We start from the raw sequence: 17,644 nt of genomic DNA on the forward strand, positions 1-17,644 counted from the left end.
GCATCTTCAAAGAAGTGCTCGGTGAACAGGAGAATGGCGATCACAAAACACAGGACGAATATCGCCGCGTATTTTTTAATTAGAGTAGAGTCGCTGTTTTTTAAGGCGATCGATTTCATCTTTCATCTTTTCAATTCGGACCCGCACGCTGACCAGTAGAAAATAAATAAGCGTGAACGCGCCGAGCGCCACCAGCAGGGTGACCCCCATGGAGGTGTCGATGCCGGTACCGATGCCTTCCGACGTGATGATTTTTGGCGACGGGTGCTGCGACCCCCACCACAATACGGAAAAGTGGATTAAAGGAATGTCGAGCGCACCGACGATGCCGATGATGGCTGAATACTTGGCGCGGGTGGAGCCTTCATTGGTTTGCAGTCGCAGCATGAGATAGGCCGCGTAGATCAGCCAGAGCACCAGTGTGAGTGTGAGACGTGGGTCCCACGTCCACCAGATACCCCAGATCGGCTTGGCCCAGATGGGACCTGTGATGAGGACCAGCGAACAGAACAGCATGCCGACTTCTGCCGACGCGTGTGCGTAGATATCCCATTCCCTTTCCTTGCGCCAGAGAAACAGGATGCTGCAAATGAACACGATGAAAAATGCGAAGAATGCCACCCAGGCGCAGGGTACATGAAAATACATGATGCGCTGGACAATGCCTTCGGTCCGTTCAGTTGGAACAAAAACAAATATAGCGGCCAGCATGGCGATGCCGCCGGCAACCGTCAACCAGAGCAGTAACCCCGGACCTTCATCATTTGTTTCTCCGGCTTCGAGAGTCTCTTCAACAGCACTCATTTTCCTGATTCCTTGTCCAGGGTTTCTTTAAGAAGGTCGAGGTCCTGGCGAAGTGCGCGGTGGCGCTTCATCAGCGTGAACACATAGAACACGATACCTCCCCAGACCGCGAGATTGGCCGCGAACAGGAATCCCAAGTTTTTCATCTACTCCTCCAGAATATGGTCGATAGTCATGATCGACACCGCCAGAAAAATCACATCGAAACACAGGATCATGCCGACCCAGTTCATCATATCGCCGAGTTCTCCGCCTCTCAGCACCTGCGCCGTTAACCGCACCGAGCCGATGGCGATCGGTACCATCAGCGGATACAACAAAAGCGGAAGCATAATCTCCCGCGTCTTCAGGTTCGACGACAACGAAGACAGGAGCGTTCCCAGCACGCTGAAACCCAAAGTTCCGATAAACAGGACAAACAGCAGCGGTCCCAGATTGGCGAGCAGGTCGATATTGAAGAATACCATGAACACCGGAAGAATGAACGCCTCCATAACCAGGAAAAATATCAGGTTGCTCAGCATCTTGCCAAAATAGATAGCCGATCTGTCTATCGGTGCCAGCAGCAGGCCTTGGAGGCCGCTGTGTTCCTTTTCCAGTGTGAACGAACGGTTGAGCCCCAGTGTTCCAGCAAAAATCACGGCCACCCACAACACACCGGGCCCAACTTCATTACTGTTGACCAGGCTGAGATCCACAGAAAAAATAAAAATGAGAATCACCAGCACCGCGAAAACAAACATCGAACTGAACAGTTCGCGGGTTTTAAATTCGGTCAGGAAATCCTTCCAGACGATGGCCTTGATTTGTCCGAAGTAACTGTTCAAGCCGCCTGCTCCACTGTGTCGATATAAAGCTGCTCGAAGGAAGCGGCGTCGATCTCATCACGCAAACGATTGAGTGCAAACCGGCCTTTCACCTGAACCGCAACACGGTCACACATTTCGAGTCCTCGACCAAAGTCATGGGTGGTCATGAGCACCGTGCGTTTTTCTGTTTTCAGTTTCTTCAGATGGCTCTCCAGCAGTAGCGACGCATGCTGATCCAGGCCGGTATAGGGTTCATCGAGAAATAAAATGGAAGGGTTGTGGATCATGGCGCGCGCAATGGAAACCCGTTGTACCATCCCCCGTGAGAACGTGCCGACTTTATCGTGCCGCCTCAGAGACAACTCAACACCTTCAAGAGCCTCTAGCGCCTGCTGTTCCGGTTGATCGAGGCCGTAGAGCCTTGCGTAAAATACGAGGTTCTCCAGCGCGGTCAGGTCCGGATACAAAAATGACGCGTGGGAAATTACGCCGATCTCACGCCGCATGCGTGGATCGCTTTCCGCAACATCGTAACCGGCAACGCGGGCTTCGCCCATCGTCGGCCTTGTGAGCGAGGCGAGAATACTGAGCAGCGTGGTTTTGCCTGCCCCGTTGGGCCCGAATATGGTTAAAAACTCGCCGGAACGCAGCTGGAAATCGATTCCCCTGAGTGCCTCAATCAAGCCAAACTGCTTGACCAGTCCTTTGGTTTCGATTGCAAATTCATTGGCAGGTGGGGAGGCGGCCATAGCGGGTCCCATAAAAGGATGCGTGGGAGTCAGGCGATATCGACGGAGCGGGACGCTGGCTTTTTAGTTTTCAAAACTTTTTCGAGAGCATCGATTTTTTCCATCACGTCCAGCGCCTCTTTTTCCAGCTTTTGTCGGATAATATCAAAATCCTTTTGAGACATTTTGTTGACCTTAAAATCCAATTCCGCCTCTTTGATCGCAAGCAGCACCTCTTCCTTGCGAACCAGCAAATGCTTGTATTCTTCTGTTTCTTTATCCAGTGGCGCAAACAGACGTCGTGGAGGAAATTTTTTGAACAGGGGTATCCCGACCAGGACAAGGACAACTGCAATGAAAATAAATTCTACAAATTTAATACCGGACATGCAGTCAGTCTTCTAGATTGTCCAGCTCGCGTTTTACACGGCTTGAATATTCTGAGGAAGGTTCATCATTATCTGTGGAGCCCGTTGTGGACGCCTCATCAGCACCAGAAGATGCCACTGCACTTTTACCAGACTGTTTGTCGGCTGGCTTGATCCATTTTCGCATCACCGTGCGCACTCCCACTCCACCGATAACCAGGGCAATAAATGGAGTCACCCAGGCGGAAAGGTTGAAGCCGGATTTGGTGGGAGCGGATAAAATCGTCTCACCGTATTCGTTTACATAGGCCTGAACGATCTGTTTCACCGTAAGGCCGGAGTCGAGCTGCGCCTTGAGTTCCTTGCGCATTTTCTTGGAGTGATCGCATGTACAGTTGATGAGCACCTTACCGCACTCATCCTTGCAATTGCACATCAACTCATTTTCGAGGTTGTCCATTTGCGAGGCCGCCATGGCAGGAACCACCGCTAAAGCCAACACGATAGACATCAATAGGATTTGCGCGATCTGTTTGAAATAAACAGGTCGATTCGCATTCAGAAAATTTTTAGCAGCCAATGAGGTCATCGTCAAATTATTCCTGTTGAGCCGGAGCAAAGATACCTTCCATCCGTTTCATACGTTCGAGTCGTCGGCGTGCTTCTGCACGATCCGGCCAGGCTGCGATCACGGTACCAAAAGCAATGGTCCAGCCCCCCAACCAGATCCACGCCACCATCGGCATCACATGCGCCTTGATGGTCGCTTCTCCGTCTTTAATTGTCGCCATGGTCGGAGACATCGGTTCGAACTGTTCGCCCCGGTAATCCGCCAGAATCAAATACAAGTCTTCTTTTAAAGTCGACCGCAGGTCAACTTCCGATACCGGCTGATTCTGCCCCTTGTAAAATTCTTTCTCAGGCTTTCCGGTCCAGATACGGGTTCCATCCTTGACCACAGCCAACTGTGCGATCAAACGTTCCTTGGTTTCATTGGCCTTGATCCAGATAACCTTTTCCAGGGTCAGGTCGTAACCTTTGAGTTGAATCGTATCGCCAATCTTGAGGTGTCTTTCAACATCAACACTATACGCTTGCGAACCTGCGATCCCGGCGAAAATAAAAACAACGCCGATGTGTACAATATAGCCCCCGTAACGCCGCTTGTTTTTCCAGACCAGGTTGGAAAAAGAAACCGGCAACGATTCATGATGCATCGATTTTCTTGCTGACGCACCTTTCCAGAACTCCAAAAAGATACTGGTCAAAACAAATGCACACAGCATGAACGCAATAAACGACAATGTCTCGGCCTTGTCCGTAATCGGCACAAAAGGAAACACGACGGCACCACAGACAAGCCCACCTAAAACAGGTATCGCAAAATTCTTTTTAAGGTTCGACCAGGTCGCGCGCCGCCAGGCAATGACGGGACCAATACCGATCAACGCCAGCAGTACCAGTCCGATTGGAACGTTGACTTGATTGTAAAAGGGAGGCCCGACGGTGATCTTCACACCTCGCACCGCCTCCGAAATGATGGGAAAAATGGTTCCCCAGAATGTAGAGAAAGCGATGCCCAGAAGCAAGAGGTTATTGAAGAGAAAGCTGCTTTCCCGCGACAGGAATGAATCCAGTTCGTTTTTACTTTTTAGAAGCGGCAGTCGACGTATGATCAGTACAATACAAAAAATGGTGACAACTCCCAGAAACGCCAGAAAGTAATAGCCCAAAGTTGCTTCATCAAATGTGTGCACAGACTGAATCAACCCGCTCCTTGTGATGAACGTGCCGAAGATCGTCATGACGTAGGTCAACAGGATCAGCACCATGTTCCAGACCTTCATCATGTCTTTCTTTTCCTGGATCATCACGGAGTGCAGATAAGCCGTTGCAATCATCAGGGGCATGAAGGCTGCATTTTCGACCGGATCCCATGCCCAGTACCCCCCCCAACCCAGTTCGACATACGCCCACTGGGCACCAAACAGATTACCCATACACAGAAAAAACCAGGAGATCAGAGTCCATTTGCGAGTCATGCGGATCCAACCGTCATCCAGATTGCGCGTCAGCAATGCGGCGACTGCAAAGGCGAACGGCACGGTGAACCCCACATACCCCAGATACAACGTTGGGGGATGTATCACCATCCAGTAGTTTTGCAAAAGCGGATTCAGGCCGCGACCGTCTTCCGGAGGAACAGGAATGATTTCAAAAGGCTGTGTAGAAAAGTTGAGCAGGCACAGGAAGAAAAGCGTGATGACCAGCATCACTACCATGGCAATGGGAACCACCCGCAGATCGCGCTTACGGTTCTGGACGTGGACCACCATCATGTAGGTGGTCAGCAGCAGGGTCCAGAAAAGCAACGATCCCTTTTGCCCTCCCCAGAAACTGGAGATCTTGTAAAAAATGTCGAGGTCGCGATTGGAATAGGCCCAAACGTATTGCAGGCTGAAGTCGTCTGTTATGAAAGCTTTCCACAACGCAATGGAAGAAACCATTACGCAGCCCCAAACGATGAGCGGGGTGCGGTCTGCACTGAAATAAAGGTCTACCCGATTCTGCCTGATCGCCATGACATAGCCCGCGATACCATAAAGGGCCGTGACCAGTGCCATCAACAATGCAAATTCGCCTAATTCATTCATTACAATTCCGTATCTATCAAGAGCGAGCACGATTGCACATAACAAATTGCAACCGGCTCAGCATCGGATGATTAAGGATGATTCAATAAACCGGATTCGAAACAGGCCTGCCACTCAATTCCTGAAGGCGACCAAGCGACGACGAAGGACCTTAATACAGAGTTCCTTTTATATCGTTGTTTTCGAGGAGAAATCCGGTGCGGGCCTATCAGGAACTTGTTCCCCAGTCATCGGGATATCTCCCGGATGAGATTTGCCTGCTTCTTTCTCCGCTTCATATTTAGACGGGCAACTCGTCATGAGTGTACTTGCGTGAAAAGTGCCTTGCCGATCAAGCGTTCCTTCCACGACAACTTCATTTCCATCTTTGAACATATCCGGCGTTACCCCGCTGTATTTAACTGGCAGGGTGGCGTTTTTAAATTCAATGGAAAACGCTACATCCAGGTAATCATCCGGATTGCGTGAAATAGAACCCTGAACGACATTGCCCTTCACTTTGAGTCCGGTTCCAGGGGAAACCTGACTGGAAGCCGCAAGTTCGTCGACTGTGAAGTAGAATTTGGAGGTACTGCTAATGCTGGAGGTGATCAGAAACCCGATCGCCCCTACTATAAGGAGACTGCCCAGCGCGAATTTTAATTTTTTATGCTGCATTTTGGGGTCCGTGGCCGTAAGTCAATAAAGAAAAATGGATTATACCCGACCCATAAGGTCTATGTAAAAATATTATCATTTGGTTTTTCCACATGTCAAAGATATTCAAGAGCCCTTCTATATAAATAGAAGAAGCCTTCAAATATTAGTCTCATTTTCCCGGCAAAACTTACCTGATTGGGTCGATTTTTTGCTCATTTTTGTGAAATCCCCCTCCCCAAATGCCTCTTGCAAGGTCATTTTTTCCCTCAAAAAAGTGTCAAACGGAAGAAACAGTCATTTGCCCAATATCCGCTCCTACCCAGAGTCACGATTGCAACCATAACCTCCTAAAATAGATAGAGTTAGGATGAACAAGCCCGCAACTCGACCCACTGAAATTCCCACCTTTTTTTATTGACAGTATGTCTTGTTGTGTTACGATAGTGTCAAATTGTGTCTAATAGTGTTTAAATAGGTTTGATTTTCATTTAATAGCGGGCATTGGGTAATGAGCGGATTTTTAGGGACATACACGGTAAACCTCGACGAGAAAGGTCGTCTGAACGTGCCGTCCAAATTCAAAAACACTCTCGAGAGCAGATACGGAGGCCAGTTGGTGACCGTTGCTATGGAGGGGTACCTCATTGTCTTTCCCCATAAGGAATGGGAGAAAAATGAAAACCGCATGGATGAAATGTCGCCTCTCAATCCCGAGGAACGGGACGCGGTGCGGCCCTATCTCTCCAGTGCCAGCGACTGTGAAGTGAAGTCTGGAAAAATATTGATCCCCGCCTTCCAAAGAGAAGCGGTAGGGCTAACCAAAGAACTGGTTCTGGTGGGGATGTCGAGAACTTTTGAAATCTGGCCGGCGGAAAAGTGGAAGCCGGCTGGCCGAAGCTAGGCCGACAATGACGGTCAGCGACGATGACGAAATATCACGTTTCCGTCATGCCTTCGGAGGTACTTCAGTATCTGGAGCCTGAGAAGAGAAGTTTGATTGTAGACGGAACGTTAGGAGATGGCGGACATGCAGAGTTGATCTTGAAGCACTCCGGGCCGGATTGCCGGGTCCTCGGAATTGACCGGGACGCGGAAATTCTGGAACGAGCCCGCAAGCGGCTGTCGCCTTTTGGCGACAGAGTGGTTCTGGCGCACGGTAACTACAGTGAGCTGGGCCGGATTCTCCGTGAAAACGGGATAAAAAAAATTGATGGTCTTCTGCTGGACCTCGGCATGTCGTCCTTTCAAGTCGATTCCCCCGAACGGGGTTTCAGTTTTCAACACGAAGGGCCATTGGACATGCGAATGAACAGGCAGGAAACTTCCACCGCTGCAGACTTACTGGTCACCTTGTCTGACAAGGAACTTGAAAGGGTTTTTAAGGAATACGGCGAAGAACGAAACAGTAAACGAATTGTCAGGAAAATCCGCGATGCGCAGAGCAAACACCCCATTACAACAACCCACCACCTAGAACAACTCCTCTCCAGCGCGGCGCATGCGTCGCGTAAATCCTCAATTCATCCCGCGACACGATCCTTCCAAGCTCTGCGCATTGCGGTAAACCTTGAACTGGAACACCTGGAGGCTTGCCTCCAGGAATCTCTCGAATACCTCAGCCCTGGCGGCCGCCTTGTCCTCATCTCATTTCATTCACTCGAAGACCGCAGGGTAAAAAACTTTTTTCGTACGCAGGAGAGCGTCTGTGTTTGTCCGCCCAGGCTTCCGGTGTGCGTTTGTGGTCAGGTTAAAAAACTGAATATTCTTACGCGCCGGGTGGTGCGCCCCACTGCCGAGGAAATCCGCAATAACCCGCGCGCCTCGAGTTCCAGGCTGCGAGCGGCTGAAAGGGTAAACGTTGCTTGAGCTTTTAAAAAAAATGCGCCACTGGGTGCGCCTCACCCCGCGCGAATTCCGAGTCGTTGCCCTGGTTTCAATCCCGTTTGTGCTGGCCGCGCTCACTTACGTCTGGCCCAATGTTCGCATGGTGCTTCTGGCGTATGAATTCCAGAAACAGCAGAGGGTGCATCAAACATTGTTGAGCAAAAATGAAATTTTAAAACTGGAGCGTGAAAGTCTGACGGCGCTTGACCGTATTGCTCCGATTGCCAAAAAAGACTTGGGAATGCAAACGCCTGCGCCGGGCCAGGTTGTCACCGTGTTCCTGAAAGAACCCTCGAAAACCGGTTAACGACTACAGCTTTCTTGTTAAAGGGCGATCTGCAGTTAGCCAACCTGAAAAATCTTGTCCTGGCAACACATGCCGGAAGACAAAAAAATGAGCCGACCAAAAAATTCAAATGTCAAAGCGCCGCTTGCCGGATTCAAAAACCGGTTGGGGCTGGTCGTGTTCTTTCTGGCTATGTATGGAGCCGGGCTTACAGCACGCCTGGTCTATCTCCAGGTTTTCCAGCATGAAGAGCTTTTGGCCGAAGCTGAAAAACAGTACGTCGAGAAAGTGGAGATCAACACTGGAAGAGGAAAAATTTTTGATCGCAACCATAACCCTCTGGCTACCAATGTGGATGTTGAGTCGGTTTATCTCAACCCGAAAGAGGTCGTCGATTTCAAACAAACACAACGCGCACTTTCCAACTCTCTCGGGTTGTCGCCGCGAGTAGTGAAAGAGAAGCTGGGGTCGCGACGACATTTCGTCTGGTTAAAGCGGAAAATCTCTTTGCCGGAGGCTGCCCGACTGAAAAACCAATCGATACCCGGTGTCGGTTTCATTCGGGAAAGCAGGCGTTTTTATCCTAAACGGGCATTGGCCGCAAGCACTCTTGGGTTTGTCGGTCTCGATAACCAGGGATTGGAAGGACTTGAGCACTATTACGATGACCTTCTCAAGGGCACCACGCGAAAAACTTATGTTGAACGCGACGCGCGTGGTCGTCCCCTGCTGGATTCTGAGGAAGGGGTGCTCACTCCTTCCCCGAGTCATGACCTGGTCCTGACCCTGGATGAAGTGATTCAGTTTCACGCGGAGTCTGCTCTGATCCGGCAGGTTGAACGCTACAAAGCCAGGGGTGGCGTTGCAGTGGTGATGGAGCCTGAAAAAGGTGACCTTCTGGCGCTCGCTACCTATCCGCCTTTTAATCCGAATCGATACAGTGCTTCCGCCCCTGAAGCCTGGCGAAATAAAATTGTGTCTTACGCTTACGAACCGGGCTCCATTTTTAAACCCATAGTCGCTGCTGCCGCGATGGAAGAAGGCACCGCTGAGCCAAAAGATATCTTCTTCTGCGAAAACGGACAAATGAGAATCGGCAGATCTAAAATTGGTGAGGCGGCAAACCACAGTTTTGGCTGGTTGTCTCTCAGCCGCATCCTCATTCATTCGAGCAATATCGGCGCAATCAAAATTGCGCAGACCCTTGGCAGTCAACGTTTCTTCGACTACATCCGACGCTTCGGGTTTGGAACCCGGTCCGGCATTGATTTGCCCGGTGAATCTCCTGGCATGCTCCGGCCTTTAAAAAACTGGTCAGGTCTTTCTCTCGCTTCCATTTCGTTCGGCCACGAAATTTCTGTAACGCCGCTTCAAATGGTCACCGCTATGGCGGCCATTGCAAACGGTGGCGTTTTGGTTAAGCCAAGGATCGCATCAGGGGTATGGAAAAACGGTCGGCAGGTAGACAGTTTCCCGCCTGAAAAATTAAGGCGGGTGATCTCGGACAAAACAAGCCGAAAAATGGTCAGTATTTTAAAAGAGGTGGTGCGCCAGGGAACCGGAAAAAAAGCAGCAGTGAAAGGATACGAGGTAGCCGGAAAAACCGGCACTGCACAGAAAATTGATCCGGACACACGCAAATATTCAGCAGACAACTACCTGGCGTCTTTCATCGGGTTTGTCCCTGCAGATTCGCCCAAGCTAGTCATTCTGGTGATGATTGATGAGCCAAAAGGAAAGTATTGGGGTGGAGAAGTCGCTGCTCCTGCGTTCAGTGAGATTGCCCGGGAAACCCTGAGGTATCTCAACGTTCCTTCCCGGGGTGAGCGGGTTTTCGTTCTGGATCGCGCATGAAAAAAGTATTTCCGGAAAATTTTATCGGGGAGTTGAAAGAAGGAATGGCAAGTAGATTGTCGGACATGATGAGCGGGTATCCTGTCGTTAACTTATTGGGAACTCTTGATCGTGAGATCACCTCCATCGCCTACGATTCCAGAAAAGTAGAGGCTGGAGGTTTGTTTGTGGCGATTGCCGGAACGAAGGAGGATGGAGCGCGTTACATCCCGGAAGCCATCCGCAGAAAAGCCGCGGCGTTCATCACCCAGTCTTCTCCTCAGCAGTTGCTTGAAATGGGCATTGGTATTAATGGAATCACGCAAATCCATGTGGAAGATACCCGGCATGCGCTGGCATGGCTTTCAGGTCGCTTTTACAACCAGCCTTCACGCTCACTCAACCTGATTGGGATCACAGGGACTAATGGCAAAACAACTCTAACCTATCTCCTGGAATCTCTGTTTAGTGCTGCGGGCAGAGACTGCGGAGTTATCGGTTCAATTAATTACCGCTATCGCGACACTCTTTACCCAGCCAATGTCACCACTCCGGAATCGCTTGACCTCAACCGTATGCTTGCTGAAATGGTCACGAACGGTGTCCAGGATTGCTTCCTTGAAGTCTCTTCGCATTCGCTTGCACAAAAGCGAGTAAACGGGTTGCATTTCGATCTGGCCGTGTTCACTAACCTGACGCGCGACCACCTTGACTATCATTCCGATCTCCATACCTATCGTCAAACCAAAATGCGTTTGTTCCGGGATGAGCGGGTAGAGAAACAAGTGATCAATCTTGACGATCCGATGGGCGCCAAAATCCTGGCTGAAACTTCACGTCCTACGTTGACCACAGGGATCGAGTCCAAAGCGGATATCCGAGCAGAATCTATTGAGCTATCTGACCACGGTGTTCGATTCAATCTAAAAAGCCCTTATGGAAGCCGCAACATCCATTCTCCTCTTTTGGGCAAACACAACATACTCAACCTTCTGTCCTCTGCTGCTGTAGGCCTGTTTCAAGGGGTTTCACTCGATGCGGTTTGTTCGGGAATCGAGTTACTTTCGGTTGTTCCTGGTCGACTTGAAAAAATCCAGAACAATCGCGGTTTCACTGTGGTAGTCGACTTTGCCCACACCGATGACGCTCTTTACAACGCCTTGAGAGCGGTCCAGGAATTTACTACCGGACGAGTGGTGGTTGTGTTCGGCTGCGGCGGAGACAGGGATCGCACAAAGCGGGGTCCGATGGGAAAAGTGGCCGTGGACAATAGCGAACTGGCCATTATCACTTCGGACAATCCACGTACAGAAAACCCACGGCAGATCATTGAAGACATCAGTCTTGGGCTTCCCGAAAAAGCCGTTGAAGAAAAAGATTACCTGATTATTCCGGATCGCCGGCAGGCTATCGAAAAAGCCCTGCAACTGGCTGAGTCCGGAGATACGGTGATTCTGGCAGGAAAAGGTGCCGAGGATTATCAAATCATAGGAACCGAAAAATTTCACTTTGATGACCGGGAAATTGTCCGGGCACTTTTGGATGATTAAGAATTAATGAAAAAAAACTTTGAAACAGTATTAACCGCAACCGGAGGTCATTTGATTCACCGGGGAAGCGACCATGAGTTCAGCGGGTTGTCTATAGACTCCCGGACTCTTGCAGCAGGAGAGCTCTTCCTTTGCCTGACAGGGGACCGTTTCGACGGGCACGATTTTCTTGCTGATGCTGTCAGGAAAGGAGCGTCCGGATTGATTGTCTCAAGCCTGGATAAATTACCTGGCATGGTCGAAGGTGAAGGCCCGTTCGTAGTCCGGGTTGAGGACACTTTGCTGGGGCTGCAAGCTCTTGCGCATTACTTTAGAAAACAATTTTCGCTGAAAGTCGTCGGCATCACAGGAACCAATGGAAAATCGACAACTAAAGAAATGATCTCTTCGATTTCCAGCACACAATTCAACACACTAAAAAGCCACGGCAATTTTAACAATCACATTGGACTCCCCCTCAACCTCCTTGGTCTGAATAAACAGCATGAGGTGGCGATACTTGAAATGGGAATGAGTGCCAAAGGGGAGATTGCGCGACTGGCCCAGATTGCCGAACCGGATATCGGTTTGATCACCAATATTTCAGAGGCGCACATGGTGCACCTCCCCACGGTGCGCGATGTTCAATCTGCAAAAGGAGAATTGTTTTCTTCCTTAAACGAAACCAGCTGCGCCATTGTGAATGCAGACGATCCACTTGTCCTGGAACTGGCAAAAAACCTGAGGTCCAAAAAAATCACTTTTGGCGTAGACAATGACGCTGACGTACGAGGACTGGATATTCGCCAGAGCGCAGGATTCGGTTACCAGTTCTCCCTTGCGACCACGAGTGGCAAGCATCCTGTCCACCTTCCCTTTCCTGGTCGATATAACGTCCTCAATGCAGTTGCTGCGGCCGCTACTGGTTTCGCGCTTGGCCTCGCTCCCGAACAAATTGTGAAAGGTCTCGAGACCTCAAAGCTCCTTGGGCAACGTGTGCAGGTTCGCAAGGAAAAAGGCGTGACATTAATTGACGATACCTACAACGCCAATCCCCGTTCCATGCTGGAAGCCATCAAAACACTTTCCAGTCTGGATTCCACTGGAAAGCGTTTTCTTGTCATCGGCGACATGTTTGAACTCGGAAACAATGAAACTGCGGCGCACCAGCTCCTGGGAGAACAGGTGGCCAAAGGTTCTATTGATTTTCTTGTAGGAGTGGGAGATTTGATCGGACTGACAGTTGAGTCGGCAATTGAGGCAGGACAGCCAAAAGAACAATCGATTCTTTTCAAAACTCACGAGGAAGCGGCGCGCTTTTTACAAAATCAGGTGCAAAGCGGAGATGTCATTTTATTTAAAGGTTCACGGGGCGCACAGATGGAGCGGGTCCTGAAAGTTTTTTGCGGAGACAATTGATTCGATGTTTTACCATTTGTTTTACCCATTGAGTGCGGACTACTCGATATTCAACGTATTCCGCTATATCACCTTCCGTTCTGCTTATGCCGGGATCACGGCGCTAGTCGTTTGCCTGGTGGTGGGCCCGGCGATGATCCGGCTCTTGCAGAAACTTTCAATCAAGGAACGCATTCGTGAAGATGGTCCAGAAGCTCATCAGGTAAAATCCGGCACTCCCACTATGGGCGGTTTGCTCATCCTTTTCGCGTTCCTGCTATCGACCCTGCTCTGGTCCAACCTTTCCAACACCTATATCTGGGTGATGATTTTTGTTTCTACCGGTTACGGTTTACTTGGCTTCTACGACGACTGGGCCAAACTTAAACGCGGCGATGGCTTGAAGGCTCGCACCAAAATGATTTTTCAGATTCTGCTTGGTTTCGGTGTCGCTCTATTCCTGACTTACCTTGACCCCAACCGTGCCTCTTTCTCAACTGTGCTCTATGTACCGTTCCTCAAGGATTTCACTCCGGACATTGGTGAGCTGGCTTATCTGGTTCTGATAGTTCTTGTGATCGTTGGGACTTCCAACGCAGTCAATCTGACGGATGGTCTTGATGGTCTTGCTATCGGCCCAATTATTATCGCGATGGTGACCTATACCGTCATTGTTTACCTGTGTGGGCATTTCAAGTTCTCCGAATATCTCAACATTCGTTTCATTAAAGATGCCGGGGAAGTCGCTGTCCTCACCTCCTCCGTGGTCGGTGCAAGTCTGGGGTTCCTCTGGTTCAACGCATACCCGGCCCAGATGTTCATGGGTGATGTCGGGTCTCTTTCATTGGGCGCAATTCTGGGAACGCTTGCTGTCATTTCAAAACATGAATTACTGCTGATCCTCATCGGAGGAATTTTCGTAATCGAAGCGCTGTCGGTCATCATTCAGGTGGCCTATTTCAAATACACGAAAGGCAAACGCTTTTTCAAAATGGCCCCATTGCATCACCATTTTGAAAAGTCGGGCTGGGAAGAACCAAAAGTTATCGTGCGGTTCTGGATCGTCGCTGTTGTGCTGGCAATGGTGAGTCTTAGCACATTAAAACTGAGATGAGTATGGACGTTAAAGGTAAGAAAGTCAGTGTACTGGGGATGGCTCGGTCGGGAATATCTATAGCAAGATTCCTGATCCGACAAGGCGCTTACGTCACGCTGTTTGATAGCAAATCCAAAGAGGAACTCAAAGAACGTGCAGCCCTTCTGCCTGAAGAAGTCGACGTTTGTTATGGCTCTTGCGTTCCTGCAATAGATTCTGACCTTGTCGTGCTCAGCCCCGGTATCGACATAGAGTCCCCTGACCTTGACACGGCTAAACAAAAGGGAATTGAAATCGTGGGTGAACTGGAGCTGACATTTCGGTTTTTCAACCCTCCGGTTATCGCAATCACGGGAACCAATGGCAAATCAACCACCACTATGCTGGTTGGGGAATTATTAAAAGAAGCTGGTCTGGACATCGCAGTCGGCGGCAACATCGGGACTCCATTCTCAGAGCTACTCAAGAACCCGCCAAAAGACTTTGCCGTAATCGAAGTGAGCAGTTTTCAACTGGAAACGATTCGAGATTTCCGACCCAAAATAGCTGCCATCCTGAACTTGACACCGGATCATCTCGATCGTCACGGATCACTGGAACATTACGCCGCACTCAAGAAACGTTTGACTGAAAATCAGCAATTGGATGATGTTCTTGTGCTGAATGCTGACGATAAAAACGTTTCTGAAATGAGAATGAACTCTAAAGCAAAACTTATAAATTTCAGTCTCACTGAAAAACCCAATGAAGGTGCCTGTGTATCAGACGGCAAGATCATGGTTTACCAAAACGAACTTGAACAGCCGATCATTTCAGTTGAGGCCCTGCCATCTGCGGCAAAAAGCCAATTGGAAAATGTTCTGGCAGCAATCGCCATAGCCCATCAAGCTGAAGTACCGGTTGAGGTCATGCAACGCGTTATCAAAAACTTTAAAGGGTTGGAACACCGCCTGGAATGGGTGCGCAACATTGAAGGGGTCGACTACGTCAACGATTCCAAAGGAACCAACCTGGGCGCTCTCGAAAAATCCTTAAGCGGTTTCGATCGCCCGGTTGTGCTCATTATGGGTGGGCAGGACAAGGGAAGCGACTTTCTGACTCTAAAACCACTATTCAAAAAACGAGTCAAGCACATGGTCCTCATCGGTGAGGCCCGTCAAAAAATCCGAGCCACGCTAAACGGAAGTTTCACATACGAAGATGCCGATTCGATGGAAGAGGCCGTACGCGTTGCCTCTATTCATGCAGAGCCCGGTGATCTGGTTTTGCTTTCACCAGGATGCGCAAGCTTCGATATGTTTCGCGATTATGAAGACCGCGGCAGGCAATTTAAAGAATTCGTTAACAAGCTGTAAAAACAAGGTTGGTTAATAAAAGTTTATGAGTTCATCCAATAACAAAAATCAGCACTTTGACACTCTCCTCGCGTTGACCCTTGGCGCACTCGTGTTGACAGGTATTGTGATGGTCTATTCCGCCAGTGCCGTATATGCGCAGGAGGAGTACCAGGATTCTCTTTACTTCCTGAAACGTCATCTTGCCTGGGTGCTTCTAGGATCAGGAGTTCTGGTGGCGGCTTTCAAGGTTGATTACCACAAACTTCACGCGCTCACTTATCCAGCCATGGCCCTGACACTGCTGCTCTTATTGATGGTGATGCTGCCCGGCCTTGGTATGGAAGCCGGTGGCGCACGCCGCTGGCTCAGTCTGGGACCCTTGACCTTTCAACCGTCCGAGTTAGCCAAGTTTACGGTCATCCTGTTCATTGCCCGGTCCATGGTTAAACGTGCAGACAAACTACGCGACTTTGCCTACGGTTATCTTCCAAATCTGATCGTCCTCGGTATTTTCTTTACTCTGATTCTGCTGCAGCCGGATTTTGGTACGGCCATGATTATTTCTCTCGTCGCTTTCACCATGCTGTTTGTGGCCGGTGTTCGTCCAAAGTTTCTGGTTTATTCCGTACTCGCAGTGCTGCCCTTCCTATTGACTGCAGTGCTCAGTCACCAGTACCGGACACGGCGCATTATGGCTTTTCTGGATCCCTGGCAGGATCGTGCGGACTCCGGTTTTCAGGCAGTGCAATCTTTTCTGGCGTTTGGACAAGGTGGTATCTGGGGACTTGGCCTCGGTGACAGTCGTCAAAAACTGTTTTACCTGCCCGAGGCGCATACAGACTTTATTTACTCCGTTATTGGAGAAGAATTGGGAATCATCGGAGCCCTGGGGGTTCTGGTTTTGTTTGGCGTACTCATGTGGCGCGGATTCAGCACCGCGTTTAGAGCACGCGACTTGTTTGGCACGCATCTGGCCTTTGGTCTTACTTTAGTCATCGGGGTACAGGCCCTCACCAACATGGGAGTTGCGACTGGCATCCTTCCCACAAAGGGACTGACTTTGCCTTTCATCAGTCTGGGAGGTTCATCCCTGGTGGTGAGCATGTTGTCGATGGGCGTGCTGTTGAATATTTCAGAACACGCCACCCGGGCTTGAGGCAGCAATGCCTAAACGGGTGGTGATTGCTGGCGGTGGTACGGGAGGACATCTTTATCCCGGCATTGCTCTGGCTAGAAAATTGATGGAACACGATATGGAAATCACTTTCATAGGAACGGAACGAGGAATCGAATCCAGAGTTTTACCCAAAGAAGGGTTTCCTTTGAAAACTATCGCATCAGCCGGACTGGTCGGCAAACGCGGCATGAGTCGAATTGTATCGTTGGTCAAACTGCCAGTCGGTGTTCTGCAGGCCATGGGTTATCTGGCCGGTAACCGCCCTGCCCTTGTGGTGGGTGTTGGCGGATACGTTTCCGGCCCGGCAGTTTTTGCGGCGAGTCTGCTTGGAATTCCAACGTTGATCCACGAACAAAACGCCTACCCGGGAGTGACCAATCGGATGCTCGGCAAATTGGCTAAACGTGTCTGCATCAGCTTTGAAGAGGCAAAACAATTTTTCCCGAAAAGAAAAGTCGTGCTGACTGGAAACATGATCCGAAAAACATTTTCCGAAGCCAGCGAACCTCAACCAAGAGACGCGGGCGAAAAACTAAACGTCCTTATTCTGGGCGGCAGTCAGGGTGCAAGCTCGATCAACAAGGCCATGACCGAAGCTCTTCAACACCTGGATGAATATAAAGAACGTATACAACTGGTGCATCAGACGGGTGAGAACGATTTAGAAAAAGTGAAAAGCGAATACCAGAAACAAAACTGGAGGGCTGAGGTTGCTCCATTTCTCTTTGACATGGAAGAGCGCTATCAAAAAGCGGACCTGGTGATCGCACGTGCGGGTGCCACAACACTCTCTGAAGTCACTGCCCTTGGGAAGCCATCCATCCTGATTCCGTTTCCATTTGCTACCCACAACCACCAGGAAAGAAATGCACGTGTCCTGGAAGCTGCCGACGCTGGTGTAGTGCTTCTTGACCGTGAAGTCGACGGAAAAAAAATTGCGGAATTAGTAATCGACGCACTCGAAAATCCATCCAGGTGGAATGTGCGCGCACTTGCAAGCTATCAACTTGGACGACGCGATGCCACCCACCGGGTGGCGACTGAATGTCTGGAATTGATTAACCTTAAGGCCGCCTGATTTTCAAGGTGGTTTGGAACAATG

General features: G+C 49.9%; 18 protein-coding genes. 10 read left to right on the forward strand and 8 right to left on the reverse strand.

Features of this window, described 5'->3' with window-relative positions:
• Window positions 1-75: 75 nt before the first annotated feature.
• From ccsA to G3M70_01665, 8 genes are all read right to left on the reverse strand, one after another.
• Entirely contained in the window at window positions 76-804 is a 729-nt protein-coding gene (gene ccsA / locus G3M70_01630; protein QPJ60656.1) for a cytochrome c biogenesis protein CcsA, read from the reverse strand.
• On the reverse strand, window positions 801-950 hold the full coding sequence (locus G3M70_01635) for a CcmD family protein (GenBank protein QPJ60657.1): 150 nt from the start codon (window positions 948-950) through the stop codon (window positions 801-803). The genes ccsA and G3M70_01635 overlap by 4 nt, the downstream gene beginning before the upstream one ends.
• Window positions 951-1,631, reverse strand: coding sequence for an ABC transporter permease (locus tag G3M70_01640; protein QPJ60658.1), 681 nt, complete (start codon window positions 1,629-1,631; stop codon window positions 951-953). It lies immediately after the preceding gene.
• Window positions 1,628-2,362, reverse strand: a complete 735-nt coding sequence (gene ccmA / locus G3M70_01645; protein ID QPJ63673.1) for a heme ABC exporter ATP-binding protein CcmA — start codon at window positions 2,360-2,362, stop codon at window positions 1,628-1,630. The genes G3M70_01640 and ccmA overlap by 4 nt, the downstream gene beginning before the upstream one ends.
• A 29-nt stretch (window positions 2,363-2,391) precedes the next feature.
• A complete protein-coding gene (locus G3M70_01650; GenBank protein QPJ60659.1) occupies window positions 2,392-2,730 on the reverse strand; it encodes a hypothetical protein in 339 nt (112 codons plus the stop codon).
• Between the two features lie 4 nt (window positions 2,731-2,734).
• The gene (locus G3M70_01655; GenBank protein QPJ60660.1) at window positions 2,735-3,298 is read right to left on the reverse strand and encodes a cytochrome c-type biogenesis protein CcmH; all 564 of its coding nucleotides are present in this window, start codon (window positions 3,296-3,298) and stop codon (window positions 2,735-2,737) included.
• A 7-nt stretch (window positions 3,299-3,305) separates the two neighbouring features.
• Window positions 3,306-5,363, reverse strand: coding sequence for a heme lyase CcmF/NrfE family subunit (locus G3M70_01660; GenBank protein ID QPJ60661.1), 2,058 nt, complete (start codon window positions 5,361-5,363; stop codon window positions 3,306-3,308).
• Window positions 5,364-5,531: 168 nt separating this feature from the next.
• The gene (locus tag G3M70_01665; protein ID QPJ60662.1) at window positions 5,532-6,020 is read right to left on the reverse strand and encodes a cytochrome c maturation protein CcmE; all 489 of its coding nucleotides are present in this window, start codon (window positions 6,018-6,020) and stop codon (window positions 5,532-5,534) included.
• Window positions 6,021-6,510: 490 nt separating this feature from the next.
• Here G3M70_01665 and G3M70_01670 point away from each other — a divergent pair, with 490 nt between their 5' ends.
• The 10 genes from G3M70_01670 (at window position 6,511) to murG (ending at window position 17,620) form a co-directional block, all read left to right on the forward strand.
• Window positions 6,511-6,903 carry a division/cell wall cluster transcriptional repressor MraZ gene (locus G3M70_01670; GenBank protein ID QPJ60663.1) on the forward strand — a complete coding sequence of 131 codons (393 nt, stop codon included), beginning with the start codon at window positions 6,511-6,513 and terminating at the stop codon, window positions 6,901-6,903.
• 23 nt (window positions 6,904-6,926) lie between these two features.
• The gene (rsmH, locus tag G3M70_01675; GenBank protein ID QPJ60664.1) at window positions 6,927-7,868 is read left to right on the forward strand and encodes a 16S rRNA (cytosine(1402)-N(4))-methyltransferase RsmH; all 942 of its coding nucleotides are present in this window, start codon (window positions 6,927-6,929) and stop codon (window positions 7,866-7,868) included.
• A 13-nt stretch (window positions 7,869-7,881) separates the two neighbouring features.
• Window positions 7,882-8,193, forward strand: coding sequence for a cell division protein FtsL (locus G3M70_01680; GenBank protein QPJ60665.1), 312 nt, complete (start codon window positions 7,882-7,884; stop codon window positions 8,191-8,193).
• 87 nt (window positions 8,194-8,280) lie between these two features.
• Window positions 8,281-10,026 carry a penicillin-binding protein 2 gene (locus G3M70_01685; GenBank protein ID QPJ60666.1) on the forward strand — a complete coding sequence of 582 codons (1,746 nt, stop codon included), beginning with the start codon at window positions 8,281-8,283 and terminating at the stop codon, window positions 10,024-10,026.
• Window positions 10,023-11,555, forward strand: coding sequence for a UDP-N-acetylmuramoyl-L-alanyl-D-glutamate--2,6-diaminopimelate ligase (locus G3M70_01690; GenBank protein ID QPJ60667.1), 1,533 nt, complete (start codon window positions 10,023-10,025; stop codon window positions 11,553-11,555). Before G3M70_01685 ends, G3M70_01690 begins: the two co-directional genes overlap by 4 nt.
• Window positions 11,556-11,561: 6 nt before the next feature.
• On the forward strand, window positions 11,562-12,953 hold the full coding sequence (locus G3M70_01695) for a UDP-N-acetylmuramoyl-tripeptide--D-alanyl-D-alanine ligase (GenBank protein QPJ60668.1): 1,392 nt from the start codon (window positions 11,562-11,564) through the stop codon (window positions 12,951-12,953).
• Window positions 12,954-12,957: 4 nt separating this feature from the next.
• Window positions 12,958-14,046 (forward strand): phospho-N-acetylmuramoyl-pentapeptide-transferase, encoded by a 1,089-nt coding sequence (locus G3M70_01700; protein ID QPJ60669.1) that lies wholly within the window; start codon window positions 12,958-12,960, stop codon window positions 14,044-14,046.
• A gap of 2 nt (window positions 14,047-14,048) precedes the next feature.
• Window positions 14,049-15,383, forward strand: a complete 1,335-nt coding sequence (murD, locus tag G3M70_01705) for a UDP-N-acetylmuramoyl-L-alanine--D-glutamate ligase (GenBank protein QPJ60670.1) — start codon at window positions 14,049-14,051, stop codon at window positions 15,381-15,383.
• 25 nt (window positions 15,384-15,408) lie between these two features.
• Window positions 15,409-16,521, forward strand: coding sequence for a putative lipid II flippase FtsW (ftsW, locus tag G3M70_01710; GenBank protein ID QPJ60671.1), 1,113 nt, complete (start codon window positions 15,409-15,411; stop codon window positions 16,519-16,521).
• Between the two features lie 7 nt (window positions 16,522-16,528).
• A complete protein-coding gene (murG, locus tag G3M70_01715; protein QPJ60672.1) occupies window positions 16,529-17,620 on the forward strand; it encodes an undecaprenyldiphospho-muramoylpentapeptide beta-N-acetylglucosaminyltransferase in 1,092 nt (363 codons plus the stop codon).
• Window positions 17,621-17,644 lie beyond the last annotated feature (24 nt).

The sequence above is a fragment of the Candidatus Nitronauta litoralis genome (assembly GCA_015698285.1).
Classification (GTDB): domain Bacteria; phylum Nitrospinota; class Nitrospinia; order Nitrospinales; family Nitrospinaceae; genus Nitronauta; species Nitronauta litoralis.

Excerpts from the sequence above, each read along its gene's own strand:
- ccsA (QPJ60656.1), bottom strand. The coding sequence starts at position 804 with ATGAGTGCTGTTGAAGAGACTCTCGAAGCCGGAGAAACAAATGATGAA.
- G3M70_01635 (QPJ60657.1), bottom strand. The coding sequence starts at position 950 with ATGAAAAACTTGGGATTCCTGTTCGCGGCCAATCTCGCGGTCTGGGGA.
- ccmA (QPJ63673.1), bottom strand. The coding sequence starts at position 2,362 with ATGGCCGCCTCCCCACCTGCCAATGAATTTGCAATCGAAACCAAAGGA.
- G3M70_01650 (QPJ60659.1), bottom strand. The coding sequence starts at position 2,730 with ATGTCCGGTATTAAATTTGTAGAATTTATTTTCATTGCAGTTGTCCTT.
- G3M70_01655 (QPJ60660.1), bottom strand. The coding sequence starts at position 3,298 with ATGACCTCATTGGCTGCTAAAAATTTTCTGAATGCGAATCGACCTGTT.
- G3M70_01660 (QPJ60661.1), bottom strand. The coding sequence starts at position 5,363 with ATGAATGAATTAGGCGAATTTGCATTGTTGATGGCACTGGTCACGGCC.
- G3M70_01665 (QPJ60662.1), bottom strand. The coding sequence starts at position 6,020 with ATGCAGCATAAAAAATTAAAATTCGCGCTGGGCAGTCTCCTTATAGTA.
- G3M70_01670 (QPJ60663.1), top strand. The coding sequence starts at position 6,511 with ATGAGCGGATTTTTAGGGACATACACGGTAAACCTCGACGAGAAAGGT.
- rsmH (QPJ60664.1), top strand. The coding sequence starts at position 6,927 with ATGACGAAATATCACGTTTCCGTCATGCCTTCGGAGGTACTTCAGTAT.
- G3M70_01680 (QPJ60665.1), top strand. The coding sequence starts at position 7,882 with ATGCGCCACTGGGTGCGCCTCACCCCGCGCGAATTCCGAGTCGTTGCC.
- G3M70_01685 (QPJ60666.1), top strand. The coding sequence starts at position 8,281 with ATGAGCCGACCAAAAAATTCAAATGTCAAAGCGCCGCTTGCCGGATTC.
- G3M70_01690 (QPJ60667.1), top strand. The coding sequence starts at position 10,023 with ATGAAAAAAGTATTTCCGGAAAATTTTATCGGGGAGTTGAAAGAAGGA.
- G3M70_01695 (QPJ60668.1), top strand. The coding sequence starts at position 11,562 with ATGAAAAAAAACTTTGAAACAGTATTAACCGCAACCGGAGGTCATTTG.
- G3M70_01700 (QPJ60669.1), top strand. The coding sequence starts at position 12,958 with ATGTTTTACCATTTGTTTTACCCATTGAGTGCGGACTACTCGATATTC.
- murD (QPJ60670.1), top strand. The coding sequence starts at position 14,049 with ATGGACGTTAAAGGTAAGAAAGTCAGTGTACTGGGGATGGCTCGGTCG.
- ftsW (QPJ60671.1), top strand. The coding sequence starts at position 15,409 with ATGAGTTCATCCAATAACAAAAATCAGCACTTTGACACTCTCCTCGCG.
- murG (QPJ60672.1), top strand. The coding sequence starts at position 16,529 with ATGCCTAAACGGGTGGTGATTGCTGGCGGTGGTACGGGAGGACATCTT.